General features: G+C 69.3%; 20 protein-coding genes. 7 read left to right on the top strand and 13 right to left on the bottom strand.

Translation table 11 applies throughout. The features are described 5' to 3' along the window. Positions 1-19: 19 nt before the first annotated feature. A complete protein-coding gene (locus PP359_RS14045) occupies positions 20-925 on the bottom strand; it encodes an NYN domain-containing protein (protein WP_112931110.1) in 906 nt (301 codons plus the stop codon). Position 926: 1 nt separating this feature from the next. Next, positions 927-1943 (bottom strand): Gfo/Idh/MocA family protein, encoded by a 1017-nt coding sequence (locus PP359_RS14040; RefSeq protein ID WP_112931111.1) that lies wholly within the window; start codon positions 1941-1943, stop codon positions 927-929. 36 nt (positions 1944-1979) lie between these two features. Between PP359_RS14040 and PP359_RS14035 the strand changes: the two genes are divergently transcribed. Next, the gene (locus PP359_RS14035) at positions 1980-3323 is read left to right on the top strand and encodes a M20/M25/M40 family metallo-hydrolase (RefSeq protein WP_112931112.1); all 1344 of its coding nucleotides are present in this window, start codon (positions 1980-1982) and stop codon (positions 3321-3323) included. Positions 3324-3482: 159 nt separating this feature from the next. Here the strand turns inward: PP359_RS14035 and hrpA are convergent, their stop codons facing one another. The 5 genes from hrpA to PP359_RS14010 form a co-directional block, all read right to left on the bottom strand. Further along, entirely contained in the window at positions 3483-7433 is a 3951-nt protein-coding gene (gene hrpA / locus PP359_RS14030) for an ATP-dependent RNA helicase HrpA (protein WP_499250879.1), read from the bottom strand. Between the two features lie 29 nt (positions 7434-7462). Continuing rightward, positions 7463-8089 (bottom strand): hypothetical protein, encoded by a 627-nt coding sequence (locus PP359_RS14025; RefSeq protein WP_499250878.1) that lies wholly within the window; start codon positions 8087-8089, stop codon positions 7463-7465. Between the two features lie 13 nt (positions 8090-8102). Beyond that, a complete protein-coding gene (locus tag PP359_RS14020; protein WP_036315419.1) occupies positions 8103-8456 on the bottom strand; it encodes a hypothetical protein in 354 nt (117 codons plus the stop codon). Between the two features lie 131 nt (positions 8457-8587). Further along, a complete protein-coding gene (locus PP359_RS14015; protein ID WP_499250877.1) occupies positions 8588-10201 on the bottom strand; it encodes a hypothetical protein in 1614 nt (537 codons plus the stop codon). Further along, positions 10198-10623: a hypothetical protein gene (locus tag PP359_RS14010; protein WP_036315437.1), complete on the bottom strand. Its 426-nt coding sequence runs from the start codon at positions 10621-10623 to the stop codon at positions 10198-10200. The genes PP359_RS14015 and PP359_RS14010 overlap by 4 nt, the downstream gene beginning before the upstream one ends. A 125-nt stretch (positions 10624-10748) precedes the next feature. On the opposite strand from PP359_RS14010, the gene PP359_RS14005 reads away from it, so the two are divergent. After that, positions 10749-11576, top strand: a complete 828-nt coding sequence (locus tag PP359_RS14005) for an aldo/keto reductase (RefSeq protein WP_112931115.1) — start codon at positions 10749-10751, stop codon at positions 11574-11576. A 30-nt stretch (positions 11577-11606) separates the two neighbouring features. Here PP359_RS14005 and PP359_RS14000 read toward each other — a convergent pair whose 3' ends face one another. Together PP359_RS14000 and PP359_RS13995 are read right to left on the bottom strand one after the other, a co-directional pair. Then, a complete protein-coding gene (locus PP359_RS14000) occupies positions 11607-12671 on the bottom strand; it encodes a CobW family GTP-binding protein (protein ID WP_036315438.1) in 1065 nt (354 codons plus the stop codon). Positions 12672-12716: 45 nt separating this feature from the next. Then, positions 12717-14315, bottom strand: a complete 1599-nt coding sequence (locus PP359_RS13995) for a dolichyl-phosphate-mannose--protein mannosyltransferase (protein WP_295817562.1) — start codon at positions 14313-14315, stop codon at positions 12717-12719. 23 nt (positions 14316-14338) lie between these two features. Here PP359_RS13995 and rsmI point away from each other — a divergent pair, with 23 nt between their 5' ends. Then, complete coding sequence (gene rsmI / locus PP359_RS13990; protein WP_036315439.1) at positions 14339-15154, top strand: 16S rRNA (cytidine(1402)-2'-O)-methyltransferase; 816 nt, start codon at positions 14339-14341, stop codon at positions 15152-15154. Positions 15155-15161: 7 nt separating this feature from the next. On the opposite strand, the gene PP359_RS13985 is transcribed toward rsmI, so the two are convergent. The 4 genes from PP359_RS13985 to PP359_RS13970 all read right to left on the bottom strand — a co-directional run bounded on the left by PP359_RS13985 (position 15162) and on the right by PP359_RS13970 (position 21117). Further along, a complete protein-coding gene (locus PP359_RS13985; RefSeq protein ID WP_499250876.1) occupies positions 15162-17114 on the bottom strand; it encodes a glycoside hydrolase family 13 protein in 1953 nt (650 codons plus the stop codon). A 113-nt stretch (positions 17115-17227) separates the two neighbouring features. Beyond that, the gene (locus PP359_RS13980; RefSeq protein ID WP_036315445.1) at positions 17228-18160 is read right to left on the bottom strand and encodes a sugar ABC transporter permease; all 933 of its coding nucleotides are present in this window, start codon (positions 18158-18160) and stop codon (positions 17228-17230) included. Between the two features lies 1 nt (position 18161). Further along, positions 18162-19790, bottom strand: coding sequence for an ABC transporter permease subunit (locus PP359_RS13975; protein ID WP_135949706.1), 1629 nt, complete (start codon positions 19788-19790; stop codon positions 18162-18164). A 73-nt stretch (positions 19791-19863) separates the two neighbouring features. Continuing rightward, the gene (locus PP359_RS13970; RefSeq protein WP_135949707.1) at positions 19864-21117 is read right to left on the bottom strand and encodes a sugar ABC transporter substrate-binding protein; all 1254 of its coding nucleotides are present in this window, start codon (positions 21115-21117) and stop codon (positions 19864-19866) included. Between the two features lie 233 nt (positions 21118-21350). Here PP359_RS13970 and PP359_RS13965 point away from each other — a divergent pair, with 233 nt between their 5' ends. The 4 genes from PP359_RS13965 to PP359_RS13950 all read left to right on the top strand — a co-directional run bounded on the left by PP359_RS13965 (position 21351) and on the right by PP359_RS13950 (position 25800). Then, the gene (locus tag PP359_RS13965) at positions 21351-22364 is read left to right on the top strand and encodes a LacI family DNA-binding transcriptional regulator (protein ID WP_499250875.1); all 1014 of its coding nucleotides are present in this window, start codon (positions 21351-21353) and stop codon (positions 22362-22364) included. A 74-nt stretch (positions 22365-22438) separates the two neighbouring features. Further along, the gene (metG, locus tag PP359_RS13960; protein ID WP_036317458.1) at positions 22439-24004 is read left to right on the top strand and encodes a methionine--tRNA ligase; all 1566 of its coding nucleotides are present in this window, start codon (positions 22439-22441) and stop codon (positions 24002-24004) included. Between the two features lie 148 nt (positions 24005-24152). Continuing rightward, positions 24153-25040, top strand: coding sequence for a TatD family hydrolase (locus PP359_RS13955; RefSeq protein WP_499250874.1), 888 nt, complete (start codon positions 24153-24155; stop codon positions 25038-25040). A gap of 61 nt (positions 25041-25101) precedes the next feature. Further along, positions 25102-25800 (top strand): hypothetical protein, encoded by a 699-nt coding sequence (locus PP359_RS13950; protein WP_499250873.1) that lies wholly within the window; start codon positions 25102-25104, stop codon positions 25798-25800. Positions 25801-25816 lie beyond the last annotated feature (16 nt).

Genomic DNA, 25816 nt, shown 5'->3' with positions numbered 1-25816 from the left:
GCTGCGCGGTCGACGGGCATCAGCTCCCGTCGGCCGCGCCGTCGTCGCTGGAGTGCGGACGCACGCGCACGATGTTCGTCGTCTCGTCGATGTCGGCGACGCCGGGGTAGGCCTTGACGAAGTCGGAGAAGGACCGGTGGCCCAGGGCCTTCTCGCTGAAGGACGGATCCATGCGCTTGAGCAGGTTCTTCACCGCCGAGAGGTGCACCCACTCGTCGTCGGTGCGCTCCTGCTCCAGGCGCAGGGCACGCCGCAGAAGCTCCGCCGTCGGGTCCTCGGTCTTCTTGCGTCGACGCGACGATGACGGGCCCGCCGTGGCGGCGGCATCCGCCTTCTTCTGGGTCGCGGCGGACGCCGGCAGCACCACTCCGGGCAGCGAATCGTACGAGTCGAACTGATCGCATGCGGCCGCGAGCGACTTGGCCGTCGAGCCGGCCACGCCGACACCCACCACGACGCGACCCAGACGCTTGCACCGCTGCGCGAGCGGCACGTAGTCGCTGTCGCCGGCGACGATCACGACGTGGGTGAGGTCGGGCAGGCGGAACATGTCCTCGACGGTGTCGACGGCCAGACGGATGTCGGCACCGTTCTTCGCGTAGGCTGCCGCGGGGAACAGCTGCACGAGGTCGACGGCGCGCGCGACCAGCTGCGAACGGTACAACGCGTTGACCGGCGACGACCAGTCGGCGTAGGCACGCGTGAGCACGAGAGTGCCGAAGGACGCCGCGTAGTCGATGATCGCCCCGACATCGATCGTGGCCTCCTTCAGGCGCTGGGCGATCTCGGGGGCATCGGGGTCGGCGATGATCTTCTGGCGGTCGGCGGCGTAGGAATTGCGCCCGTGCACGCGGTCGTACCAACTCATGACGATGTTGTCGAAGTCGAGGTAGACGGCGACGCGGTTGCCCTGCAGCTCGACCATGTCAGCGCTCCTTCGGGTAGGTCACGCCGAGCTGGCCCCGCACGTCGTCGAGCGCGTGCATGATCGCGATCGACTCCGCGAACGGCAGCAGGTCGCTGTCGGTGCGACCGGAGCGCAGCAGGCGCTCGGCGGCGAGGGCCTGGAACTGCATGCCGCGGCCGTCGACCTCGCTGCGGTACTCCTCGATCAGGGTGCCGTCGGTCGCGGTGACCCGGAAGGAGGTGGGCTCGTACCAGACGCGATCGATGTCGATCCGGGCGTTCGTGCCGATCACGTGGGCGGTGTTCGGACCGGCGGCGCGCGAGCTCGTCGCGATCGACGAGATGGCACCGCCCGCGTGGACGGCGGCGATCGCGACCTCGGTGTCTGCTCCGGTGTCGCCGAGGCGGCCCACCGCGCGGATGTCGGTCATCGGTCCGAGCACGTCCCACGCGAAGGAGACGGGGTAGATGCCAAGGTCCAAGAGGGCACCGCCGCCCAGTCCGAGAGCGTTCAGCCGATGCGCCGGATCGGTGGGCAGCGACTGCGTGTGGTCGGCGATGACCGTGCGCAGCTCGCCCAGGGCGCCGTCGGCGATGAGTTCGCGGATGCGGATCATGTGCGGCAGGTACCGGGTCCACATCGCCTCCATCGCCAACAGCCCGCGCCCCGCGGCGATGTCACGGATCGCGATGGCCTCGTCGGCATCCAGGGTCACGGCCTTCTCGATGAGAACGTGCTTGCCGGCCTCCAGGGCGAGGATCGCGTGCTCTCGGTGATGACTGTGCGGGGAAGCGACGTACACGATATCGACGTCGGGGTCGGCGACGAGCTCTTCGTACGACCCGTGCGCGTGAGGGATGTCGTACGCGGCGGCGAACGCACGCGCCGACTCCGGGCGGCGCGATCCGACGGCGGTGACGGTGAGCCCCGCCGTCCGCAGATCCTTCGTGAAGGCGTGGGCGATGCCGCCCGTGGCGAGGATTCCCCAGCGGATGGGCGCGGTCGGCACACTCGTGCCGGGGGCGTTGTCGGTCATGCGACGAGCCTAGCCGCGCGCGCGTAGGCTCGAGCCGTGAGTGCCGACACCGAGGCGTCGATCGCCCGATTCCGTGAGCTGCTGCAGATTCCGACCGTCTCGCACGCGGACGAGAGTCTCGTGGACGCGGATGCGTTCACGCGCTTCATCGACACGCTGGCGCGTCTGTATCCGACCGCGCATGCCGCTCTCGAGCGTGAGGTCGTCGACGGCTACTCCGTGCTGTTCCGCTGGTCCGGCCGGCAGAGCGCGGCGGATCCGCTCGTGCTCATGGCCCACATGGACGTCGTCCCCGTCGTCGAAGAGGAATGGGACCACCCGCCGTTCGGGGCCGAGGTGGTCGGTGAAGGTGTCGATGCCGAGATCCACGCGCGCGGCGCCATCGACGACAAGGGCGCCCTCGTGGCGATCATGGAGGCGGTGGAGGAACTCGCCGCGGAGGGCTACGCGCCGACGCGCGATGTCTACCTCGCCTTCGGCCACAACGAGGAGACGGCCGGCGGCGGCGCGCGCGCGATCGTGGCGCTGCTGCGCGAACGCGGGGTCACGCCGGGTCTGGTGCTCGATGAAGGCGGCGCGGTCGTGGACGGTGCGGTGCCGGGGGTCGCGGTGCCGACGGCGATGGTCGGCGTCGCCGAGCGGGGCGTCCTGACGCTGCGGCTGACAGCGCGCGAGGGGGGAGGCCATGCGTCCACGCCGCCCGCCTTCCCCGCCACCGCGCGGCTCGCCCGCGCCATCGACCGCGTGCAGCGCCATCCGTTCCCGGCCCGCATCGTCCCGCCGGTGCGCGCCCTGTTCGCGACACTGGCCCCCCACACCTCACAGCCGCTTCGCACTCTCTTCTCGCACCTCGCCGCGGTGGCCCCGTTGGCCGCACGGGTGTTCGCGCGCCTCGGACCGGAACTGAACGCGATGGTGCGGACGACCGCCGTCGCCACCGAGCTGTCGGGGGCTCCGGGCGAGAACGTGCTGGCGACCACGGCTCGTGCCTCGATCAACATCCGCCTGCTCACCGGCGACACCGTCGCCTCGGCGACCGCGCGGATCCGCCGCGTCGTGGCCGACCCCGCCGTCGAGATCGAGGTGCGCCACGGGTCGGATCCGTCGCCGGTGTCACCTTGGCGCGGTGAGCCGTGGCAGCGCATCGCGACCGCGGTTCACGACGCCCTCGGAGCCGAGGTCGTGACCACGCCGTACATCCAACTCGGGGCGAGCGACAGTCGCTGGTTCACGGCGATCAGCTCGCACGTCTACCGCTTCACGCCCTTCCACCTCACGCGGGCCGAGCGCGACGCGCTGCACGCCCACAACGAGCGCATCCGCGTCGGGTCGTGGCGCAACGGCATCCGCTTCTATCGCGCCCTCATCCGAGCCAGCTGACGCTTTCGGCGCCCGCCTCTCCCGCTGCATGTCCCACTCTGTGCTGTTGGGAGCGCTCTCACCCAGCGGGAACCGGGACACGCTCCGCGGGGACCGGGACACGCTCCGCGGGAATGGGGACACGCTCCGCGGAGATCGGGACGCGCACGGCGGGTGGGGTCACGCGGAGAGCGCTTTCGCGATGCGGGGGAGCGAGACGGGCTCGGCGGTGCCGAGCGCCTGGGCGAACACGCTCACGCGATACTCCTCGAGCAGCCAGCGCGCGTGTGCGATCGGAGCGGGAGCGTCGGCCGCCAGGGGAAGCGCGCCGCCGGCCTCCGCGTAGAGCGCAGCCGCGCGTTCGAACTCGGTGAGACGCTGGCGGTCGCGGCCGGGATTGTTGGCGAGGGTCCGCACCCGCTCCAGGGCGCCCTGCAGGTAGCGGGGAAGATGACGCAGCCGATCGAGGCCCGTGCGCGAGACGAACCCGGGATAGATCAGCCCGCTCAGCTGCGCCTTGACATCGCCGAGTGCGGCGAGCAGTGTCATCGCGTTCTGCGCCTTCACGGCACGCTCGACGTCGCGCTGCAGCGTCAGGATGCGTGCGGTCAGCGACACCGCCTGGAACAGCTCGTCCACCACGGCCGTCGACAGCGCGTCGCGGACGACGGCGAACTGCTCGGGTGTGCGGACGCCGCCCGGGGCGACGCGCGCCATCACCGCATCGGCGACGGCCACGCGTGCATCCTCGATGAGCGCCTTCGCGGACGGGTACGGCGACGCCGCGAGAGAGAGCTTCTCCGCAGCGGTCAGATGCTCGAGCACGTAGGCGCTCGGCGAAGGCACGGCGAGCAGCAGCAGGCGACGAACCCCCGCGTGCGTGAGGCGCCCGGCCCGTTCGGGCGTGGACTCGATGCGCAGCGCCACGGCATCCTTCTCGTCCACGAGCGCGGGGTAGCCCCGCACGACGCCGCCGGCGACCTTCGTGTCGACGACCTCGGGGAGTGTGCCGAGGTCCCACGTCAGAATGCCGCTGCGCTCGACGATCTGCGGCGCGCCGGGTGCGGATGCCGTCGCCGCCCCGTCGCCCGACGGCATGCCGGACTCCGAGATCCCCGAGGCGCGGGCGACGCGCCCGGCGGGTTGCTGCTCGCGCGTGAGGGTGCGGGCGACCTGCTCGCGGGCGCGGCCGGCGAGGCGGCCCTGCAGGTCGGCGAGGTCGCGGGAGGTGCCGACGGTGCGTCCCCGGTGATCGACGGCCCGGAACGTCATCAGCAGGTGCGCGGGCACCCGCTCGAGGTCGAAGTCGTCGGCCGTCACGGGCTGGTTCGCCACGCGCTGGATGCGGGCGGCCAGCGCGCTGCGCAGCGTCTGGGGCGGCAATCCGTCGTGGTGCTCAGGACCGGCCGACGCCACGTCCTCGCCGAGCTTCGCCGCCCAGTCCGCGGCCGGCACCACGTGCCGGCGGATCGCCTTCGGCAGCGCTTTCAACAGTGCCGTCATCAGCTCCGCCCGCAATCCCGGCACCTGCCAGTCGAAACCGTCGGGGCGCAGCGCCGCCAGCAGCGGAAGCGGCACGACCACGCTGACGCCGTCCTCGGGATTTCCGGGTTCGAAACGATACGCAAGCGAGAGCACCTGGTCGCCCTGCTGCCAACGACCGGGGAAGGCGCGCTCATCCGCCCCCGACGCGTCATCGCGGAGGTCGGCCTCGGTCAAGTCGAGAAGGCGCGGTGAGCGCGGCGAGGCCTCGCGCCACCACGTCTCGAACGAGCGCACATCGAACACGTCGTGCGGCACGCGCGCGTCGTAGAACGTGAAGACAGCCTCGTCGCCGACGAGGATGTCGCGGCGGCGTTCGCGCTCCTCCACCTTCTCCAGGCGGCGCCGCAGCTCCAGGTTGCGGCGTTCGAATGCGGTCAGACGCTTGTCGAGGTGCTGGCTGTTCCAGTCGCCGTCGACGAGCGCGTGCCGGATGAACAGCTGCCGCGCGAGCGGACGGTCGATGCGGGCCAGCTGCACGCGCTGGCGCGGGATGATCTCCACCCCGAAGAGCGTGACTTTCTCGGCGGCGACGGCGGCACCGGCATCCTTCGACCAGTGCGGGTCGCTGAGCTGACGGTGGGCGAGATCGCCGGCGAGCTCCTCGGCCCACGCGGGATCGATCGCCGCCACGGTGCGGGCGAACAGCCGCGAGGTCTCGACCAGCTCGGCCGCCATGACCGCATCGGGGCTCGCCTTGCGCAGACCCGATCCGGGGAAGATGGCGAAATTCGCGCCCCGCGCTCCGCGGTAGGTCGCGATCTGCTTGCGACGGTCGTTTCCGCCGCCCTTCGCCGCGCCGTTCTTCGCCGGTGTCAGCGAGCGGGTGTCGAGGATGCCGATGTGCGAGAGCAGACCCGACAGGATCGCCCGGTGCACGCGCGCGGGGTCGGCCGCCGCGCCGTCGGAGGTCGATCGGGTCTTCGCGCCCATCAGCTGGCGCAGCTGCCGATGCACGTCGGCCCACTCGCGCACCCGCACGTAGTTGAGGAACTCGCTGCGGCACAGGCGTCGGAAGGCGCTGGAGCCGAGGTCGCGCTGCTGTTCCTGCAGGTGGTTCCAAAGGTTGAGGAGGGTGAGGAAGTCGCTCGTCGGATCGGCGAAGCGCGCGTGGAGGCGGTCGGCCTGCTCTCTCGCCGCGGGGTCTTCGGCCGACGGGCGTTCGCGGACGTCCTGGATCGACAGTCCGGCGACGATCGCGAGCACGTCGGGGAGCACCTCCAGACGGCGCGCCTCGATGAGCATCCGCGCGAAGCGGGGGTCGATCGGCAGGCGTGCGATCTCGCGGCCGAGGGAGGTCAGCCGCCGTGACGGCGAGACGGCCCGCAGCTCGGTCAGCAGGTCGAACGCGGCTTTGACCCCGCGGCTGTCCGGCTTCGTGAGGAAGGGGAAGTCCTCGATGTCGCCGAATCCGAGCGCGAGCATCTGCAGGATGACGGACGCGAGGGAGGTACGGAGGATCTCGGGCTCGGTGTATTCCGGGCGTGCGAGGAAGTCGTCCTCGCTGTAGAGGCGGATCGCGATGCCGTTCGAGGTGCGCCCGGCTCGTCCGGAACGCTGCTGGGCCGACGCCTGCGACACCGCCTCGATCGGCAGACGCTGCACCTTCGAGCGTGCACTGTAGCGTGAGATGCGGGCCGTACCCGCATCGATCACGTAGCGGATGCCGGGAACCGTGAGACTCGTCTCGGCAACGTTGGTCGCCAGGATCACGCGCCGACGCACGCCGGCAACGGCCGAGGGTTCGAACACGCGGTGCTGTTCGGCGGCGGAGAGCCGACCGTAGAGGGGGAGGACCTCCGTGGGGCGCGCATCCTTCGCGTACATGCCGCGGACGGCATCCATCGCGTCGCGGATCTCCGCCTCGCCGGGGAGGAAGACGAGGACATCGCCGTTCGCTTCGCGGTCGAGCTCCCGCAGAGCGGCCGTCAGCGTGTCGACCTCGTCACGGTCGCCGTCGCGCGGGCTGTCGGAGTCGGCCGCACCCGGGCGGTAGCGGATCTCGACCGGGTAGGTGCGGCCGGACACCTCGACGATCGGCGCGGGTGTGCCCCCGGCATCCGCGAAGTGTCTCGCGAAGCTCTCAGGATCGATCGTCGCCGAGGTGATGACGAGCTTCAGATCGGGGCGCTCGGGCAGGATGCGTGCGAGGTAGCCGACGAGGAAGTCGATGTTCAGCGATCGCTCGTGGGCCTCGTCGATGATGATCGTGTCATAGCGGCGCAGCAGGCGGTCGCGGTGGATCTCGTTGAGGAGGATGCCGTCGGTCACAAGCGCGATCTGGGTGTCCTCCGACACCTGATCGGTGAAACGCACCTTGTAGCCGACAGCACCGCCGAGCGGCACCTGCAGCTCCTCGGCGACGCGCTCCGCGATGGTGCGCGCGGCGATGCGTCGCGGCTGGGTGTGCGCGATCTTCGTGCGCCCGAGCTCCAGGCAGATCTTCGGCAGCTGCGTGGTCTTGCCCGACCCGGTCGCGCCGGCCACGATCACGACCTGATGATCCCGGATCGCGCGCGCGATCTCGTCCCGCGCGGCGCTGACGGGCAGCTCCGGCGGGTAGAAGATCACGGGCGTGGGGGAAGGCATAGCCCTCCATCGTATTGCGCTCGGGGCGATCAGGCGCTCGGGCGGAACCCCGACACTTCCACGATCGCGTCGAAATAGGTCAGCAGCACGTTCGGAATGTCGCCGAGCGGGCTCGAGAGCACCACGAGAGCGAGCTTCTTCGAGTCCGGGACGGGGTACCAGTAGTGGGCGACGAGGCGGCGCTGCGTGAAAGCCTCGCCGTTCTCGACCTCGACCGACTCGTCGATGCGATGCGCGCGGACCACCTCGCCGTCCGCGAACGGACGCCGCACCGCCGTGCCCGCCATCTCGGGAGCGATCGTCGGCAGGGACTCTTCGAGCACGGCGAGCACGCGCTCGGGGTTCGTGCCGATGGCGGGGCTCATCCGGAACCGGTCGTCGTCGAAGAGTGTCAGCATCGCCGACATCGGCTCCCCGGGGCCGAGCTCCGTCTGCAGCAGCAGCAACCGCCCGTGCGCCTCGCGCGCGGCCCGTGCGGCCTCGACGAGTTCGTCGCGCATTCGGCGCCGAGGCGTGGCGTTCTCGTCGGCAGTGCCGAGCGTGCCACGTGCGACCTCCGCGGCCGATGTGCGGGCGGCGTCGTCGGAGTCGAGGGCGACCTGCCACCATGTGCCGAGCAGCCGGAAGGCGAGCTCGGGCTCGTGCGTGGTGCTCATGGAACGCGGCGCGTCAGCCGAGCGCGGCAAGATCGCTCATCGGCACCACGAGGCCGCCGTCGATCCAGACCGTGGACAGCCCAGAGGGCAGGCCTCGGATGGCGTCGGACAGATCGAGGATCTGCTTCGGGTTGGAGGCGTCTCGGGCGACGAGATCGAGCATGTCGGCATCGCCGTGGGCGGAGTCTCTCACCGCGATCAGAACGGCGGTCAGCGTCTGGGTCGAGACCGGCTCGCTCCCGGTGATGCGGATGACGACCGTGAGCTGGCGGGCGGCTCCCGAGAGGCTCGTGGTGACGGTGCTCGCGCGCTCGACGCGCGGGTCGGATGTCGCGATCGCGTCGTATACGGGCTGAAAAGCGTCCACGCTACTCTCCAAGGGGGTCGGGGCGGACTGGGGGGAATCGAAAAGAGAGGAGCATCCCGTTGAAGCGCCCACGGCGAGCAGAGCGACGAGAACACTAGCGAATCGGCGAGCTGAGGCTCCTGCGATCATCGTCACTCCTTCCACGTGTAGTAGCTCTCTTCGTAACCATACGCATTCTCATCGCCGATGAAGTATCGGTCGAGATCGTCGCGCGTGGCCGCCGGCACCTGCCCGATGTTGTTCTGCAGCGTGGAGTTGTAGGCGGGCGAATAGTGGATCCCTCCGACGCCCTGCGATGCAAGGGGCGAGTCCTCCTGGATCGTCGTCCAGTTGGGCCTGTCCGTGGGAGCGTAGCCGTCGGTGCCGAGCGAGATGACGCTGTCGAGCCGCGGAACCGGATCCCCATTGTGCTGCACCGAGACGACGGTGGTCGTGGATGGGATGGGCATGCTGTCGATCGGTGCACCCGCGACGACGACGGCGTCCCAGTTGTAGTCGTTGTTGTACGCGGCGAGCGTTCCGGCGAGGATCCCACCCTGGCTGAACCCCACCAGCATCACCGGGTCGTCGGGTCCCACGCCGGCCTGCTTCATCGCTTCGAGTACGGCGCGCTCGTACTGCGAGCGCAGCGAGGGCGTGAGCATGAGCGCCAGGTTGCTGTCCAGATCGTTGACCGCGCCCTGATCGCCGTTGAGCCGGGAGAACCACTCCTGGGTGCTCGGCAGCGTGACGCGCCAGCGCACGACGCCGTCGGCATCGACCACCTTCGTCACACTGATGACCGTCTCGTCGGCGGAATCCTTGGTGTGGTGGCCGAGCGAGTCGACGAGCGTGGTCTCCTTCAACGCGTGAGCGAGGTCGGTTGGCTGCCCGCGGTAGTTGTCGACCTCCGAGTCGGTGAGGTTGCGTTTGCTGACGGCGGGCGTGGGCTTGGTGACGTCGGAGAGGATGCTGGCGAGGAGAAACCCTGCGAGCAGGCCGACGACGAGGGCCGCGATGAACGGACCGATGAACGGGATCATCGACAGCAGCGCATAGACCAACGCGAGGATCAGGACGGTTCCCACCAACGCCAGAACGGTCGCGACGAGCCGCTGGAGCTCGTTCCACAGATCTTGGAGGAAGTCGCCGATCCATTTTCCGAGGTCGGCGAAGAACGATCCGAGACCCTCGAAGAAGTTGCCGACCTTGTCGAGCCACCCCTCGTTGGTAGCGTCGATGGCGCTGTCGATGAGCGACATCGCGCGTAGCGCCGCCGCCTCCATGTCGCGTCGGGCCTGCTCGTGCGCTTCGCGCGCCGCCGTCGCGGCGTTGTCGTAGCGCCGGGCGGCGGCGCGCGCCTCGGCGAGCTGACGCTCCGCGGCCTCGATGTTGCCGGTCGGCGCCGCGGACTGCTCGAGGGCACGGAGCTGACGGTCGTACGCGGACACCTGCGTGTCGGCGCTGCCGGCGTGCCGCTCGGCGTAGGCCTCGTTGGCGTCGGCCTCGTCGGCCTTGCGGTGCGCCTCGCGCAGGGCTGCCGCGTACTCCACGAGGGCGTTCGCCGTGCCCGCATAGCGGCCATAAGCCTCGGACAGGTCGCCGGCGACCTGTCCGCTGCGCTCGCGGATCGCGTCCAGCGAACGCGCGGTGCTGGCGTAGGCGAGGTTGCGCAGATCGTCGGCGGCGCGCTCGATGCGGCTCGCCGACGACACGTACGTCGCGGCGCGCTCCGCGAGTGCCTCCGGGTTGCCGGGAAGAGTCATCGGTCACCTCCTGCGGGCGGAGTCGGCGAGGGTCCCGGTGACGGGCTCGGCGTCGGCGCGGGGGCTGCCGGGGCGGCTGGCGCGGTGCTCTTGCCGATCTCGTCGTTCAGGTTGGTCGCGGCGGTCTGATCGCCCGCCGCCGCCTGCTGGAGGGACGCGGCGAGGTCGGTGTCGAGGTCCTCGAACGTGTCGACGACGGCGCGGAGGTAGTCCGCGATGAACGTCAGGTTGTCCTCCAGCTTTCCGCGGGCGATGTCCCACTTGTCGCCGAAGTCGCGCACTTTGCCGGCCAAGCCGTCGTGCCCCGTGTAGCCGGCCGTCTCGTCGGCGATGCGCTCGGCCGCCGAGAAGTCTCCCGCGATCCGTTCGGCGCTGGACGCGCTCGCCAGCACCTCACCGACATCGATCTTCAGGTCGCTCATGTGTCCGCCTCCCTCTGTCAGACCCTACGGGAGGGCGCAGACGGGTCGCGATGGGGAGAACAACCCATGCGGTGGATGCCGCGGCATCCGGCCCCCGCCCCCGTCGCCCCGCCTACGCTGTACGGATGAGCATTCCCCTCCTCACCCTCAACGACGGACACACCATCCCGCAGCTCGGCTTCGGCGTCTTCAAAGTCGATCCCGCGCAGACCGAGCGCATCGTCAGCGACGCCCTCGAGGCCGGCTACCGGCACATCGACACCGCCGCGATCTACGGCAACGAGGAAGGCGTCGGGCGGGCCATCGCCGCCAGCGGCATCGCCCGCGACGAGCTCTTCATCACCACGAAGCTCTGGAACGATCGGCAGGGCGGCGACCAGCCGTTCGCCGCGATCGATGAGAGCCTCGCGAAGCTCGGACTCGACGCCGTCGACCTGTACCTCGTGCACTGGCCCGCACCGGCTCACGGCAACTACGTGAACGCGTGGGAGAAGATGGTGCAGATCCGGGAGGCGGGCAAGGCCCGCAGCATCGGCGTCTCCAACCACCTGCCGTCGCACCTGTCCGAGATCATCGCGGCCACGGGTGTCACGCCCGCGGTCGACCAGATCGAGCTGCACCCGGCCTATCAGCAGCCGGACGTCACCTCGTTCGCGAAGGAGCACGGCATCCTGATCGAGGCGTGGGGTCCGCTCGGACAGGGCAAGTACCCGCTCTTCGACGAGGGGCCCGTCGCCGCCGCTGCGGCGGCCCACGGCAAGACGCCCGCGCAGGTCGTGCTGCGCTGGCATATCCAGCAGGGGCACATCATCTTCCCGAAGTCGAACAACCCCGACCGCATCCGCGAGAACCTCGACCTGTTCGACTTCGAGCTGAGCGCCGACGAACAGTCGGCGATCACCGCGCTCGAGCGCGGGGGTCGTGTCTCCGCCCATCCCGACGAGGTCAACTGACCCGACCGTCACCGTCGTCCTCCGCGGCGTTCACTCGCTGAGCCGGCGGTAGCGTCGCAGGCGCCGCAGCCCCGCGGCGTCTGCGCGCTCCGTCGGCGCGGTGGCCAGGGCTCGGAGGGCCGCATCGGCGCCGGCCGTGTCGAGGTCGACACCGATGGCGACGAGTTCGCCGGTCGCCGGCGGCGACGGCAGTGCGGACACGTGGATCGATCGGCCGACGAGTTCGACGAGGTAGCCCCGGTCGCCGCCGGTGCCGCGCACCCGCACCCGCCCCTTGAGGCGATAGGCGCCGCGGGGAGGGTGCTCGAGGAGGTCGACGAGCGCCGACGGCGGCACCGGAGCGACCAGCGGGATCGACACCGATCGGGCGTGTTCGTGCGTGTCGTGTCCGGGACCGTGGTGCGCCTCGCGCGCGATGCGGGCGAGCGGCAGCTCGTCGATCGGGTCGTCGTGGTCGGCCACGTCGAAGACGAGGACAGGATCGATCGCGCCGGCACGGGCGGTGACCAGGTGCGCGTCGGGATTGCGCGAGCGGACGCGCGTGCTGATCCGCGCGATCGTCGATCCCCGCTCGGATGCCGGCAGCAGATCGGTCTTGCCGATCACGACGAGCGACGCCGTCGCATAGCGCGCCGGCGCGTCGTCGCCGGCATCGATCGTCGCGAAGTGGTGCACGGCGTCGATCACGTCCACCACGCCGCCTGCTCGCACGCGGGCAACGCCGCTGAAGCGGATCAGGCGGGCGAGCGCAGCGGGTTCTGCGACGCCGCTCGCCTCCACGAGGATCGCGTCGAGGCGCAACCGCGGGGCGGCCAACCGTGCGAGCGCGTCGTCGAGTCCCCCCGCATCCGGCAGGCAGCATACGCAGCCTCCCGAGATCGCGGCGGCCTCGTCGACCTGACCGGTGACCAGCGCGGCGTCGACGTTGAGGACGCCGAAGTCGTTCACGACCACTCCGAGGCGGGCGCCGGGCGTGCGCAGCAGGTGGTTGACGAGGCTCGTCTTCCCCGCGCCGAGATGGCCGGTCACGGCGACGACGGGCACGCGCGATGCCGCGGTTCCGACCACTCCGGCGGCCGTGTTCGCGTGCGGCATTCGTCCTCCCGCACGCATACTATCGAGAATGATTCTCGATAGTTGTCACACCCAGCCCTGCATCCAGTTGTGCAGACGGTAGAAGTCGTAGGGGACCTGCGTCGCCGACCACAGTGGATACCAGAAAGCCGACAAGACCACCGCCGCGACGAGGAACACGATGACGACCCGCTGCCCGGCCGTGCGGCGCTCGTGCGGGGCGTGGGCCGCGCCGGCGACCTCCCGCAGCGCGAAGGTGAGCGCCAGCAGCAGGAACGGCCAGATCACGATCGTGTAGAACTGGAACACCGTGCGCTCGGGGTACATCAACCAGGGAAGCCACGTGGCCGCGATGCCGACCAGCACCACGGCGTAGCGCCAGTCGCGAGCGACGGCGAAGCGGTACACGAGGTACAGCGCGGCGATGACCGAGCCGTACCACAGCAGCGGATTCGGCATGCTGTACAGCACCTGCAGACAACCGTTCTCGCCCGAGCAGCCGTTCGTGCCGTCGGGGCTGGAGAACGCGTACATCGACGTCGGACGCCAGAGGAACGGCCACGCCCACGCCGCGCTCGAGTAGCTGTGCGGCGACGTCATACCGGCCATCGAGGCATAGATGGTCTCGTGGTACTTCCACAGGCTCTGCAGGGGAAGCGGCACCCAGGAGAAGAAGCCCGTCGCAGGGCTGAGCTCGGCGACCTTGCGGTCGTAGCCGCCGTCGCTGAGGAGCCATCCGCTCCAGGAGCCGAGGTACACGACGAAGGCGACCGGCACCAGCAGCACGAACGAGGCGAGCCCCTGCCGCACGGCATCCATCGGCCAGAAGGTGATGCCGAGTCGTCGACGTTCGAGGGCGTCGGTGACGACCAGGTAGAGCCCGATGCCCGCGAGCACCCAGACCCCCGACCACTTCACCGCTGTCGCCGCGCCGGCGGCGGCCCCTGCGGCGATGATCCACGGACGGTTCCAGAGCACGACTCCCCATGCGGGAGGCGCGTCATCCACCCCGCGCGCGACGATCGCGGCGGCGAGGCGGTCGAGGTGGCGTCGACGATCGAGAAGGGCGAACCAGAACGCCAGCAGGATGAAGAACGCCAGGAACACGTCGAGCAGCGCGACCCGGCTCATGACGATGCCGAGGCCGTCGATCGCGAGGAGGAAGGAGGCGACGGTCGCGAACACCGTCGAGTTCGTCAGCGTCTTCGCGACGAGGAAGAGCAGCAGCACGAGGGCCGTGCCGAACAGTGCGGTCATGGCTCGCCAGCCGAAGGAGCTGTCGGGTCCGAACAGCCACATGCCGAAGCCGATGAGGTACTTGCCGAGCGGGGGATGGACGACGAAACTCGGATCGCTCGTGAAGATGTTCGTCTCGCCCGCCGCGAATCGTGCATCGGCGCCGTCGGGCCAGGTCGCCGCATAGCCGAGATTCCACTGGCTCCACGCGTCCTTCACGTAGTAGGTCTCGTCGAAGACCAGCACGTGCGGATGCCCGAGGTTCCAGAAGCGAAGGATGCCGGCGAGCAGCGTCACCGCCAGCGGAGCGAGCCATCCGTACAACCGCTGGAGTCGCGGATCGTCCGCGACGCGCTCGCGCCAACGGTCGTACGCAGACCGGCGCACGGGTGGCAGCAGCGGTGGGATCGGCTCGGCGGTGGTCGACACGGCCACCAGCCTAAGCTGAAGCGGTGATCATCCTCGGTGCGACTCCCATCGGCAATCTGGGCGACGCGTCGGCGCGGCTCGTCGCCGCCCTCGAGCAGGCGAGCGTCATCGCCGCCGAGGACACCCGCACGACACAACGGCTGCTGCAGGGGTTGGGCATCGCCAATCGTCCGCGGCTGGTCGCCCTTCACGACCACAACGAGAAGCAGCGCGCGGCCGAGCTCGTCGCCCGTGCGCGCGAGGAGGACCTGCTCGTTCTGAGCGATGCGGGGATGCCGACCGTGAGTGATCCGGGGTACGGCCTCGTCGCCGAGGCCGTCGCACAGGGCGTCGCGGTCACGGCGCTGCCAGGACCGAGCGCCGTGGTCACGGCGCTCGCCGTGGCCGGGTTGCCCACCGATCGCTTCACCTTCGAGGGATTCCTGCCACGCAAGGCCGGCGAGCGTGCACGCGCTCTCGCTCTGCTGTCGAGCGAGCCGCGCACGATGGTCTTCTTCGAAGCGCCGTCGCGTCTGGCCGAGACGCTGCACGCCATGGCCGCCGCCTTCGGTGCCGACCGGCCTGCCGCCGTCTGCCGGGAACTCACCAAGCTGCACGAGGAGGTCGTCCGCGACGGTCTGGCAGCCCTCGCCGACTGGGCCCGCGACGGGGTCCGCGGCGAGATCGTCGTCGTCGTCGGGGGAGCGCCGGCTCGCGACGTGTCGGCCGAGGACGCTGTCGCCCAGGTGCAGGCCCTCGTGGCCGACGGCGTCCGTTTGAAGGACGCCGCTGCCGAGGTCGCGGCAGCGACCGGCTTGTCCAGCCGCGACCTCTACCAGGCGGTGCTCGCCTCGCGGTGATGCCCGCTCAGACGGCGGGACCGCCCAACTGCGCGAAGGCCTCCGGCGTTGCGACGGACCGCTCCGCACGCGCGGGCGGGGCGGTGACGCCCGGCAGCGTCCAAACGGCGAAGCTCGCTCCTCTGCCGTGCAGGCGCACCGCACCGTCATCCGCGACGAGTTCGACCGTCCCTGCCGCATAGCGCGCGGCCGTGGCCGTCGCCGCGCCGACCAGGGCCATGTCGAGACGGATCTCGACGTCGGTACGAGCGGCGAGGACCAGCACCGCCTCGTCCGCGTTCTCGCGTATGAACACGAGCGCATCGTCGTCCGCGTGCAACCAGCGCAGGCCGCCCGTCGAGAGCGCCGCGTGCGCGCGACGAAGGCCGATGAGCTCACGGTAGAGGCCGATGCGGGCGGCGATCTCGGGTTCGCCGATGCGCTCCCAGGGGAGAGGGGTGCGGCTCATCTCACCGTCCACGGCCTCGAGCCCGAACTCGTCGCCGGCGTAGACGACGGGGATGCCGGGCAGCGTCATCGACAGACCGACGGCGAGCGGGATCATCTCCGCCGCGGCGTAGGTGGCGAACCGGGCGGTGTCGTGGGTGTCGAGGGCCGACATCGTCCCGCGCTGCACACGCCACGGAATCTGGCTGGTGAAGAGCCGGAGCTGGCGCACGAACTGCTGCGCGGTGTACCGCGGCATCCCGGTGGGCAGTCCGAAGAACCACATCTCATCGCTGACGCGGCCGTCGAAGCCGCGGTGAGGGATGCGTCGGGGCTCCGCGAGCCACGACCACACGCCGCGCGTGAACGCCGGGTAGGTCATGCCGCCGTGCCAGGCATCTCCCTGCAGGTCGCTGGCGGCATCGTTCGTCGACTCGGCGAGCAGGAGCGTGTCGGGCGAGACCTCGATCATCGTCCGGCGCACCGTCTGGCGCACGACGGCATTGAGGTCTTCGGCGCCGAGTCGACCGGTCATGTTGGCGACGTCGATGCGCCACCCGTCGATCCCGTACGGCTGCGCGAGCCAGCGCGCGACGACGGAGTCGGGCCCCTCGATGAATCGGCGCCGCAGTTCGGCGCTGTTCCAGTCGAATTTCGGCAGCGTCGCCGCATCCAGCCACGTCTCGTAGGTGGTGTGGGCCGCATCGTGGAAGTAGTAGAAGTCGGCTTCCGCCGCGTCGGGCCGGCCGTACGCGTTGCGGAACCACTCATGGGCGACGCCGGAATGGTTGGTGGTGAGATCGCCGATCACGCGGATGCCGCGCGCGTGCGCTGCCTCGATGAGACGTCGGTAGGCGTCGTCGCCGCCGAGGAGTTCGTCGACGTGATCGAAACTGGCGGCGTCGTATCGGTGATTCGACTCCGCGGGGAAGATCGGCGTGTGGTACAGCGCGTTCACACCCAGATCGACGAGGTGGTCCAGCCGGTCCACGACGCCGTCGAGGTCTCCGCCATAGAGCTGCCGGCTGCGACCCGGGTGGGAGGGATCCAGCGGGTCATCCCAGGCTGCGGGGATCGCCCACTGCGGAAGCGGGCGGTCGGCCGCGGCATCCGATCGCGCGAAACGATCGGGGAAGATCTGGTACAGCACGGTGTCGGCCATCCACGGCGGCGGCGGGTTGCCGGCGACGAGGGCGAAATCCTGCGCGTCGAGGACGTCGACGTCGCTGAGCCCGCCCTGGTTGAGGATCTGCACCGTCGCGTCGCTGCGGACGAGATGGAAGCGGTAGCCGTGGCGCGGGTTTGCGACGACGATCCGCGCCGACCACCAGTGCCACCCGTCCCGTTCGCCGTCGCACTCGGCCTCCACCCACGCCGGCTCGTGGTCGGGGTTGCTGCGCACCACGACGCGGTCGACTCCGCCGTAGGCGCGGGGCACGCGGAGGCGGACGGTCACCTCGTCGCCGAGAGCCGGATCGGGGTGCGAGACGTACAACGGCGAGCCGTCGTGGTGCGGGCAGGTGGGATCGATCATGGGAACCTCCGTGGAACGCCGACAACACGTCGGCACTGGTGCGACGTGGTTGCACGGACATCCGTGGCAGAGCCCTCTGATTGTGTGGTGTGCGGCGCGGGCCGCATCATGCGCTACTTGACCGAGCCGGCCGTGAGGCCGCCGACGATGAAGCGCTGGAGGCCCAGGAACAGTGCCATCGGCAGGATCGCCGCGAGCACGGCGCCGGCGGCGAACACGCTCCAGTTGCGCGCCGTCTCCTGCGAGACGAACTGGTACAGCCCCACCGCCAGCGTCTGCTTGTCGGGATCGACGAGGACGACGGACGCGATGAGGAAGTCGTTCATGGTACCGATGAACGACAGCAGGCCGATCACAGCCAGCACGGGGGCGACCAGGCGCAGGATGATGGTGAAGAAGATGCGAGCGTGTCCGGCTCCGTCGATCTTCGCCGCCTCGTCGATCGAGGCCGGCACGGTGTTGAAGAAGCCGTACATGAGGAACGTGTTCACGCCCAGCGCGCCGCCGAGATAGACCATGATCAACCCGATCTGGGAGTTCAGACCCAGTGCCGGGAAGATGTCGCCGATCGCCGACATCAGCAGGAAGATCGCCACCACGGCGAGCAGCTGAGGGAACATCTGCACGAGCAGCAGCGTCAGCAGTCCGAAACGGCGGCCGGTGAAGCGCATGCGCGAGAAGGCGTAGGCGGCGAGCGCGCAGAGCACGACGGTGAAGAACGACGTCGTCAGCCCGATGAACACCGAGTTGACGAACCAGTTGCCGTACGGGCGCAGCGGGTCTTGGAACAGGGCGATGTAGCTGCCGATGTCGACCGTGGCGAACAGGCTGTTGGCCGTCAGCAGCGTCCCGCCCGGGTTGAGCGAGGCGGAGAGCACGTAGACGAGCGGGAACGCCGAGAAGACGAGCATCGCGATGCCGACGAGGTGGCGCCAGCCGGTCTCGCGGAACCACCGGCCGAACCGGCGACGCGTCTCGTGGGCGACGGTCGGACTCGGCGGGGTCGATGCCGTACCGGTGACGGGGAGGGTCTCAGCAGTGGTCATGTCAGTTCAGCTCCTCGAGCACCTTGGTCTGGCGGAAGCTGAGGTAGGAGATGACCGCCACCAGCACGAAGATGATGATCGAGAACGCGCTGGCCAGGCCGTAGTCGCGTTCGGCTCCCACGAAGGCCACCTTGTAGACCATCGAGATCAGAATGTCGCTCGCGCCGACGTTGATGGACGCGTCGGCGAAGCGCGGACCGCCGCCGGTGAGCATGTAGATCAGATTGAAGTTGTTGAAATTGAACGCGAACGAGGAGATCAGCAGCGGCGCCACCGACACCAACAGCAACGGGAACTTGATGTGGCGGAAGATCTGCCACACACCGGCGCCGTCGACACGCCCCGCTTCCTGGATGTCGTCGGGGATCGCCTGGATGGCACCCGTCGTGACGAGGAACATGTAGGGGAAGCCGAGCCAGAGGTTCACGACGAGAATCGACACCTTCGCCAGCAGGGGATCCTGCAGCCAGGGGATCGACGCCCCTCCGAGGATGGACTGGTTGATGAAGCCGAAGTCCTGGTTGAACATTCCCTGCCAGACCAGCGCCGACAGGAACGCGGGGAAGGCGTACGGGAGGATCATGATGACCCGGTAGTACTTCTTGCTCTTCATCCGCGGATCGTTGAAGACGATCGCGAGGAACAGGCCGAGGGCGAAGGTCGTCGCCACCGACAGGATGGCGAACACGAACGTCCAGACGAGCACGGCGAGGAAGGGCCCACGGATCGACTCGGTGGAAAACGCCCGGACGAAGTTGTCGACGCCGACCCAGACCTGCCATCCCGTGGCGAGGGTCTGCCCGTCGGCGGAGGCGAAGGAGCCGTTGCCGTTGTCCGTGTAGACGACGCCCGTCTGCGTGTTCGTCATGGTGCCTGCGGCGGCATCCCACACGAGCGTGGAGACGTACTGGTAGGCCGTCGAGCCGTCGCGGGTTTGGAGCGTGCCGTCGTTGGGATCGGTGGAGAAGGGCACCGCCATCGACGAGATCGTCGCCTGGTTGGCCACGAGCTGAGCGAAGTTCAACGTGGTGTACCCGGGAAGCGCCGCCGCGCGGCCGCCCGTGAACTCGGCATCCGACGCCGCCTCGAGCGGCTGGTCGGCGCTGCCGATCTCGGCGGTGCCGTCGGGAGTGGTCACGAGGAAGAAGAGGGCGCCGTCCTTCTCGAGGACCGACACCGGATAGGCGGCCGAGTCCTCGACGCGCTGCTGGTTTTGGATCAGCAGCGCGTTGACGGCGTCGTCCTTCGTCGACACGTGTCCCGAGCCGTAGTTCGTGAACGCGATGTAGATGCAGTACAGGACCACGAAGATCTGGAAGACGAAGAGGAAGACCAGGCCCGGCGTCAGGTACTTGGCCGGCAGAAGGCCCGGCTTCAGGTAGACGACGTTGATCGCGAGGATGCCGAGGGCAACGACCGCTGCGATGACGACGCTGTCCTTGGTCAGCAGGACGAGGATCGCATAGACGGCCATCGCGTCGATGACGCCCAGGCACACGATCTTGACCAGCCAGACCTTCCACCCGGCGCCTGCGGCTTCCGCCCAGGCCTCGGCGCGTCGGCGGCGCCGTGCCGCGGCGCGGTCTTCGGGCGCGCGCGTGGGCGGCGCGGCGATCGTGGGGCCAGTCATCTTCGACTCCTGTCGGAACGTGGGGGGATCGGGGTGCGGAGGGGTGAGCGTGAGCCCACCCCTCCGCACGGGGTCAACCGAGCTTGGCGGCGATCGAGTCGGCCATCTGGGTCCACTGCGCGGCAGGGTCGCCGCCGCCCTTGATCAGGGCGGCCTCCGTCTTGCCCCAGTCGTCCCACACCGAGCCCATCTGCGGGATCGACGGCATCGGCACCGCGTTCGCGCCGACCTTGGCGAAGCCGGCGACGATCGGGTCGGACTTGGCGGCGTCGAACGCGGCGGTCAGTGCCGGGGGACGCCCGCCAGCCTTGAAGAGAGCCGTCTGCACGTCGGCGGTGGCGATGTAGTTCACGAGGAACTCGTTCGCGATCAGCGCGTTGGCGCTCTTGGCACTCACGAAGAACGTCTGCACGCCGGCGAAGGGCTGTGCGTCACCGCCGCCCGCCGTCGGAATCGCGTCGACCGCGACGTCGATGCCGGCCTTCTGGGCGTCGGCGACGTTCCACGGGCCGGTGAGGAAGTACGGCGACTTGCCGGCGTTGAAGGCTTCCTTGGCCAGGTCGCCGGAGAGGTTGAGGTTCAGCACCTTGGTTCCGGTGTCTCCCTGCGCGGTGAGCCACGCGGCGAACTTCTGTCCGCCTTCGTCGCCGATCGACAGCTTGCTTGCGTCGTACGAGCCGTCGGCATTGCGTCCGAACACCGAGGTGCCGAAGGAGGTCTGGAACGGGTACAGGTGGTACGGGTCGGACGCCTGCGGGTCCAGGCCCACGACGAACGGGTACTCCGTGCCGGCGGCGCGGCCCTTCGCGATCATGTCGTCGTAGGTGGCCGGGGTGGAGTCGGCCAGCGCGGTGTTGCGCAGCACGGCGATGTTCTCGATGGCGTACGGAAGGCCGTAGGTCTTGCCGTCGTAGGTGACCGCCTCGATGGCGACCTTCTCGAAGTCGGCCGCCTTGTCGCCCAGTTCGACCGGCGCCACGATTCCGTCCTTGACGAACGCGCCGATCCAGTCGTGCCCGCCGATCGTGATGTCGGGTCCCTTGCCCGTTGGCACCTGTGCGGTGAACTCGTCGCGGATCTTGCCGTAGTCCTTGACGACGAGGTTGACCTTGACGCCCTTCTCCTGCTCGAACTTCTTCGCCACATCCTCGAGCGCTCGCGCACGGTCGGCGTCGACCCACACGGTCAGCTCGCCGCTGGTGGCGGCCTGTGCGTCGCCGCTGGTCGTCGGTTGTGCGGTCGTGCTGCCGGAGCAGCCGGCGAGCGCCAGGATGCCGGACGCCACGAGCAGTCCGAGGGCGACGGCGCCCTTCTTCTTCACCTTCATCGGTGTGCCTCTCTCTGGGATCACAGGGGGAGAGGGGCCGTAGCTCGGCTGCTCCGCCGCCCTGTCGTGATGTCGCACCGGGTGCGAACGCCCTCCATTGTGCGGTCGAAAAGTGCGCGATCACGGGTTCGTTATGGAACTGTGACCGGTTACAGTCCCGGGACTGTGATCGGTTACAGTGAAGGGTGCGGTTGTGGCCGTGTTCGTTGTAGACACCGGTAGAGTCGGCTCTCGTGACACCCAGCGATGTGCCGAAGAAGCCGACCATCCGCGACGTCGCCGCCGCGGCCGGCGTCTCGTACGGAACGGTCTCGCGCGTGCTCAACGGAGGGCACTGGGTGTCGCCCGAAGCCCGCGCCGCCGTCGATGCCGCGATCGTCTCGACGGGCTACACGACCAATCAGGCTGCGCGCAGCCTCGCGACCGGAAAGACCGGCTCGCTCGCCTTCCTTCTCACCGAGTCCCAGCACGTCCTGCTGTCGGATCCGAACATGGCGCTGCTGCTGCGAGGGGCGACCGATGCGGTCTCCGAGCGTGGGATGACCCTCGTGCTCCTGATCGCCGACACCGAGCGCGAACAGGCCAACGCGGCCCGATATGTGCGCGCCGGCCACGTCGACGGCGTCCTGCTCGTCTCCTCTCACGAATCCGATGATCTGCTCGGCTCGTTGGTGAACGCGGGCGTGCCGACCGTGTGCTCCGGCATCCCGCTGTGGGAAGGGCGCACCGTTGCGCACGTCGCCATCGACGAGGTGGGCTCGGCACGCACGATGACGCGGCACCTCATGGATGGCGGGCACCGCCGCATCGCGCTGATCACCGGACCGCTCGACACCCCCAGCGGCCGTTTCCGCCTCGACGGCTTTCGCGACGAACTCGGCGACCACTTCGACGAGGACCTCGTCGAAGTGGTGCCGTTCACCCGTGAGGCGGGCGCGGAGGCGATGGCTCGACTTATCGCGCGCGCGCCCGACGTCGATGCGGTGTTCGCGGCAAGCGACCTGCTCGCCGTCGGTGCCGCCCAGACGCTCGCTGCGCAGGGGCGACGCATTCCTCAGGACGTCGCGCTCGCCGGTTTCGACGACTCGGGGCTCGCCGAGGCGCACACGCCGCCGCTGACCACCATCCGCCAGCCCTGGGCCCAGATCAGCGCCACGATGGTCGAGATGGTGCTGGAGGCGATCGCCGGCGGCCATCCGGATGCCGTCGTGCTGCCGACCACGCTCGTCGTCCGCGAAAGCGCCTGAGACGCGCACCGCCGCACCGACGGCTCGACGTCACACGCGGGAGCCGGCGCGTCGCCCGGAACTAGACTCGTCGGGTGACATCTGGTCAGTCCTTCTACATCACGACGCCGATCTACTATCCGAGCGACCTGCCGCACATCGGACACGGGTACACGACGGTCGCCGTCGACACGCTCGCGCGCTGGCACCGCCAGGCGGGGGACGACACGTGGATGCTCACGGGCACCGACGAGCACGGGCAGAAGATGCTGCGCGCCGCGGCCGCGAACGGAGTGACTCCGCAGGAGTGGGTCGACAAGCTCGTCACCGAGTCGTGGTTCCCGTTGCTGAAGACCCTCGACGTCGCGAACGATGACTTCATCCGCACGACGCAGCCGCGCCACGAGGAGCGCGTGCAGCAGTTCGTGAAGGCGCTCTACGACCGTGGCTACATCTATGCCGGCGAGTACGAGGCGCTCTACTGCGTGGGCTGTGAGGAGTTCAAGCCGGAGGCGGAGATCGTCGACGGCACCGGTGCGTTCGAGGGGCTCAAGGTCTGCGCGATCCACTCGAAGCCGTTGGAGCTGCTGCAGGAGAAGAACTACTTCTTCAAGCTCAGCGAGTTCCAGGACCGCCTGCTCGAGCTCTACAAGACCGAGCCCGACTTCGTCCGGCCCGAGTCGGCGCGCAACGAGGTCGTCTCGTTCGTGCGTTCCGGGCTGAAGGATCTGTCGATCTCGCGCTCGGCGTTCGACTGGGGCATCACCGTGCCGTGGGACCCGTCACACGTGATCTACGTGTGGGTGGATGCGCTGCTGAACTATGCGACCGCGGTCGGGTACGGCACCGACCCGGACCAGTTCGAGCGACGGTGGCCGGCCTTCCACGTCGTGGGCAAGGACATCCTGCGCTTCCACGCGGTGATCTGGCCCGCGATGCTGATGGCTGCCGGTCTCGACGTGCCCCGCGGTGTCTTCGCGCACGGCTGGCTGTTGGTCGGCGGTGAGAAGATGTCGAAGTCGAAGCTCACCGGCATCGCCCCGACGGAGATCACCGATGTGTTCGGCTCGGACGCCTACCGGTTCTACTTCCTGTCGGCGATCGCGTTCGGCCAGGACGGCTCGTTCTCGTGGGAGGACCTCTCGGCGCGCTACCAGGCGGAGCTCGCGAACGGATTCGGCAACCTCGCGTCGCGGACGACGGCGATGATCGAGAAGTACTTCGAGGGCATCGTGCCGCCGCCCGCCGCGTACACGGAGGGCGATCTCGGCATCCAGAGGATCGTGGCGGATGCCGCGACGGCGGCCGATGCGGCGATGGAGCGCTTTCGTCCGGACGAGGCGATCGCGGCGATCTGGACGATCGTCGACGCGCTCAACGGCTACATCACCGAGAACGCCCCGTGGGCGCTGGCGAAGGACGACGCTCAGCGTGCCCGTCTTGCGACGGTGCTCTACACGGCGGCGGAGGGTCTGCGTGCGCTCGCGGTGCTGCTGAGCCCCGTGATGCCGATCGCCACCGAGAAGCTGTGGGTCGCGCTCGGGCACGTGGGGCGTCTGCGGGATCAGCCGCTGCGCGAGGCCGGGAGCTGGGGAGTGCTCGTGCCCGGCACCAGCGTCAACGGCCTCGAGCCGCTGTTCCCCCGGATCGAGCAGCCCTGACCCGTCCCACCCGTCCCCTCCATCGTGTCCCACTTGCGGGGCGGCATGTCCCTAAAGGTGCTTTGCGCACGTGCTCTCTTCGACAGAGAGTGGGACACGGAGGCGCGGGGGGAACAGTGCGCCGGATCGAAGAAGAGAGGGGATGCCGGTGAGCGACGCCGTTGATCCGTCGACGTACGTCCGCGTGCGCGAGAAGAGTTCACGCGACGTGTCATATCCGCCGGCGCCCGAGCCGCTGCCGGTCGCCGTCTACGACAACCACACGCATCTCGAGATCGAGGACGGCGAGGGTCTCCCGCTCGACGAGCAGATGCGTCGGGCCGCAGAGGTGAACGTCGTCGGTGCCGTCCAGGCGGGCGGCGACATCGCGTCGAGCCGGTGGTCGGCGTGGGCCGCGGCATCCCACCCGCGCGTCCTCGCGGCGGTGGCGATACATCCCAACGAAGCACCCGCGTATGCCGAGCAGGGCATGCTCGGCGAGGCCATCGCCGTGATCGACGAGCTCGCCGCGCAGCCGCGCGTGCGGGCGATCGGTGAGACGGGGCTGGACTTCTTCCGCACCGACGAGACGGGCCGTCCAGCGCAGTTCGAGAGCTTCGAGGCGCACATCGCGTTGGCGAAGAAGCACGGCATCGCGATGCAGATCCACGACCGCGACGCCCACGACGCCGTTCTCGAAACCCTCGATCGGGTCGGGGCCCCTGAGCGCACGGTGTTCCACTGCTTCTCCGGCGACGCCGACATGGCGCGCATCGCCGCCGACCGCGGCTATTGGCTGAGCTTCGCGGGCAACATCACGTTCAAGAACGCGCAGAACCTGCGCGACGCGCTGGCGGTGACGCCGCGCGAGCGGATCCTCGTCGAGACCGACGCACCGTTCCTCACCCCGACGCCGCTTCGCGGTCGGCCGAACGCGCCGTACCTCGTCCCGGTGACGGTGCGCTTCATGGCCGAGGAGCTGCGGATGCCGCTCGACGAGCTGTGCGCGCAGTTGGCGGCCAACACGCTCGAGGTCTACGGCGCGTTCGAGGACTGACGGGCGCCGGTCGGCCGGATTTCACCCCCTGGATCGCTCGCCGTCCGTCACACTGGGGACCATGGAGTTCGCTGGGTTCCTCCCGGAAGATGCACCCGATCCGCGTGCCGCCTCGGAGGCGAGACTGCGCGCCGTGTCGTTCCCGGTCTTCGAACTGCTCCCGCAACCGGCCGTCACTCGTCTGCCGATCACCGGCTTCACGGAGACATCGGGCTGGGCAGGTCACGAAGAGCTGACGGTCGAGTTCTCGTACACGCTGTGGCGGTACCCCGAGGATCGATCCGATCCGCGCAATGAGATCGAACTCGACGAGCAGACACGGCGCGACATCGAGGAGGAACCCCCGTGGGGACGACCGGCCTGGCTCGCCGAACAGGCCCAGCTCTTCCGGTATCCGATGCTGTGGAGTGCCGTCCGCACGGCATGGCAGGCATCGCCCGACCCGGAGAGGCATGCGCTCGCCCAGCTGCTCGTCGACCACACCAATGACGTGCTGCGTAACGTCTACCGCGAAGAGCTGGGGCTGCCGGCGATTCCCACACGTTTCCCGGATGCCGGCGGCTGGCGCGCGACGCCGACGGTCGTGGCCCCGGCGTCGCTCACCGTCGACGGCCGGGACCGTTCCGGCCTGCATATCGACACCGACCCCTTCGTCTACGCGTGCGGGTTCCGTGCCGACGACGGTGTCGTCTGCACGATCGTGCTGCCACGGGACGGCCTGCCGTTTCTCGACCTGGAGATCACGACGCTCCGACGATGAGATCGACACGCGCGGA

Source organism: Sphingomonas sp. BLCC-B65 (genome assembly GCF_028550675.1).
GTDB lineage: Bacteria > Actinomycetota > Actinomycetes > Actinomycetales > Microbacteriaceae > Microbacterium.
Note: the sequence above shows the minus strand (reverse complement) of the source record. Positions and strands in the feature narration are given on the sequence as shown.

What these genes read in the sequence shown, in the direction of transcription:
- PP359_RS14045 (WP_112931110.1), bottom strand. Translation starts at nt 925, where the DNA reads ATGGTCGAGCTGCAGGGCAACCGCGTCGCCGTCTACCTCGACTTCGAC.
- PP359_RS14040 (WP_112931111.1), bottom strand. Translation starts at nt 1,943, where the DNA reads ATGACCGACAACGCCCCCGGCACGAGTGTGCCGACCGCGCCCATCCGC.
- hrpA (WP_499250879.1), bottom strand. Translation starts at nt 7,433, where the DNA reads ATGCCTTCCCCCACGCCCGTGATCTTCTACCCGCCGGAGCTGCCCGTC.
- PP359_RS14025 (WP_499250878.1), bottom strand. Translation starts at nt 8,089, where the DNA reads ATGAGCACCACGCACGAGCCCGAGCTCGCCTTCCGGCTGCTCGGCACA.
- PP359_RS14015 (WP_499250877.1), bottom strand. Translation starts at nt 10,201, where the DNA reads ATGACTCTTCCCGGCAACCCGGAGGCACTCGCGGAGCGCGCCGCGACG.
- PP359_RS14010 (WP_036315437.1), bottom strand. Translation starts at nt 10,623, where the DNA reads ATGAGCGACCTGAAGATCGATGTCGGTGAGGTGCTGGCGAGCGCGTCC.
- PP359_RS14005 (WP_112931115.1), top strand. Translation starts at nt 10,749, where the DNA reads ATGAGCATTCCCCTCCTCACCCTCAACGACGGACACACCATCCCGCAG.
- PP359_RS14000 (WP_036315438.1), bottom strand. Translation starts at nt 12,671, where the DNA reads ATGCCGCACGCGAACACGGCCGCCGGAGTGGTCGGAACCGCGGCATCG.
- PP359_RS13985 (WP_499250876.1), bottom strand. Translation starts at nt 17,114, where the DNA reads ATGATCGATCCCACCTGCCCGCACCACGACGGCTCGCCGTTGTACGTC.
- PP359_RS13980 (WP_036315445.1), bottom strand. Translation starts at nt 18,160, where the DNA reads ATGACCACTGCTGAGACCCTCCCCGTCACCGGTACGGCATCGACCCCG.
- PP359_RS13975 (WP_135949706.1), bottom strand. Translation starts at nt 19,790, where the DNA reads ATGACTGGCCCCACGATCGCCGCGCCGCCCACGCGCGCGCCCGAAGAC.
- PP359_RS13970 (WP_135949707.1), bottom strand. Translation starts at nt 21,117, where the DNA reads ATGAAGGTGAAGAAGAAGGGCGCCGTCGCCCTCGGACTGCTCGTGGCG.
- PP359_RS13950 (WP_499250873.1), top strand. Translation starts at nt 25,102, where the DNA reads ATGGAGTTCGCTGGGTTCCTCCCGGAAGATGCACCCGATCCGCGTGCC.